1 protein-coding gene is annotated in these 744 nt (G+C 59.3%); it reads left to right on the top strand.

Annotated elements, in window-relative coordinates; all coding sequences use genetic code 11:
* The coding region (locus ACW4TB_RS27510) for an IS5 family transposase (RefSeq protein ID WP_455828732.1) at positions 1 to 640 on the top strand (640 nt) is incomplete at its 5' end.
* Between the last annotated feature and the right edge of the window lie 104 nt (positions 641 to 744).

The following is a 744-nucleotide window of genomic DNA, read 5'->3' as shown; positions in this document are numbered from 1 at the left end:
GTTGGCGGCCGGGATTCTGGCGGTGATCAATGGTTACCTGGGCGATCGGGGCCTGTCGCTGCGCCAGGGCACCATCGTCGATGCCACGCTGATCCATGCGCCGAGTTCGACCAAGAACAAGGACGGTAAGCGTTACCCGCAAATGCACCAGACCAAGAAGGGCAATCAGTATTACTTCGGCATGAAGGCTCACATCGGCGCGGATGCCGAGTCAGGTCTGGTGCACAGCGTGGTGGGGACGGCAGCCAACGTTGCTGACGTTACCCAGGTCGACAAACTGCTGCATGGAAAGGAAAACAGGGTCGGCGCCGACGCGGGTTACACCGGCGTAGAGAAACGCCCGGAACATGAAGGCCGGGAGGTGATCTGGCAGATTGCGGCCCGCCGCAGTACGTACAAGAAGCTGAGTAAGCGCAGTGCGCTGTACAAAGCCAAGCGCAAGATCGAGAAATCCAAGGCCCAGGTGCGCGCCAAAGTCGAGCACCCGTTCCGGGTGATCAAGCGCCAATTCGGCTACGTGAAGACACGCTTGCGTGGCCTGGCGAAGAACACCGCGCAGTTGGTGACACTGTTCGCGCTGTCGAACCTGTGGATGGCGCGCCGACATTTGCTGACGAATGCAGGAGAGGTGCGTCTGTAATGCGGGAAATGGCCGGCGCGAGGTGCTCGCGCCGGCTATAAATCCGGAAAGAGGGGATGATTTGATCGTTTTTTAGCCGAATCACCGTTTTGAAATCGGCAAGG

It is taken from the genome of Lelliottia jeotgali (assembly GCF_977070485.1).
This window is presented reverse-complemented; position numbering and strand designations above follow the sequence as displayed.